The 1,113-nt window shown below is 73.9% G+C and carries 1 pseudogene; it reads right to left on the bottom strand.

Annotation, left to right across the window (positions count from 1 at the left end):
- A pseudogene (locus DEIPI_RS0118960) lies at positions 1 to 1,113 on the bottom strand (copper amine oxidase N-terminal domain-containing protein); the annotation flags it as partial.

The following is a 1,113-nucleotide window of genomic DNA, read 5'->3' as shown; positions in this document are numbered from 1 at the left end:
CAGCGTGACGCGCAGCGCGCGCACCGCGCCCGGGAAGGTGCCGCGCTGGTGCCGCCCGTCGAGCGGCAGGACGGGCAGCTGCTGCACGACCTCGGGGGTGGGCGGCAGGCCGTCCTCGAGCATGACGAAGCTGAGCTCCACGCGGCCCGTCGTCTCGATGTCCTGCATGACGTTCACGCCCGTGCGGGGCGTCAGCAGGGGGCTGGCGTAGACGGCCGTCGTGACGCCCGGATCGAGGGCGAGCCGCCCCGTGCCCTGCGACGCGAAGTACTCCATCAGGGTGACCTGCCCGAGCGTGCCCTCCACGCGGGTGGGGGCGGTCTCGCCGAGACGGGCGCTCCTGACCTCCACGGGCCGCGCGTCCACGTTGCGCGCCAGCACGAAGAGCCGCGCGGGCCGCGCGAGGCCGTTGAGGTGGTAGGCGAGCAGGCGCGCCTTGCCCTGGACGGTGTCCTGGTAGAGCAGGCCGCTCTGCGCGGGCACCTCGGGCGAGTCGCTGAAGAGCAGCGGGAAGTTCTCGGCGGGCATGGCCTGCGGCGTCACGGTGGGGTAGCGCAGGATGTCGGGGTCGCTGAAGGTGTCGCCGGGCTCGGCGTACTTCAGGGCGTACGTGACGGGCGTGTCCACGGCGGCGCCCTCCACGCGGAGGGTGCGGGTGAAGGGCGCGCTCTGCACGCCGCGCGCGTTCGTGACCTGCAGCGAGACGGTGTACGTGCCGGGCTGGAAGTACGCGTCCTGCCGTCCCGTCCAGCGGCGCGCGGTGATGTCCGCGCCATCCGGGTCGAAGGCGTACTCCGTGAAGACGACGCGCTCGCCGGGCGCGTACACGGTCTTGTCGGTGGAGAAGCGCGCCTGCGGCGCGGCGGGGTTCGTGTCGGGCGCCGCGACGACCGTCACGACGAGCGTGCGCCCGTCGGGGCCGAAGCTGAGGTTCGCGCCGGTGGCGTCCGCGAGGAAACGCACGGAGACGTACGTCTGGCCGTTCACGTTCGCGACGGCGTCCTCGCTGGACACGCCGCCCACGCTGGCGCGCTGGCGGTCGAGGTCGATGGTGGCGCGGCCGAGCCGGACGGTGCCGCCCGTCACGTCGAGCGGCAGGTCGAGCAGCGCGGC

The organism is Deinococcus pimensis DSM 21231, from assembly GCF_000519345.1.
In the GTDB taxonomy this organism is placed as follows: Bacteria; Deinococcota; Deinococci; order Deinococcales; family Deinococcaceae; genus Deinococcus_A; species Deinococcus_A pimensis.
This window is presented reverse-complemented; position numbering and strand designations above follow the sequence as displayed.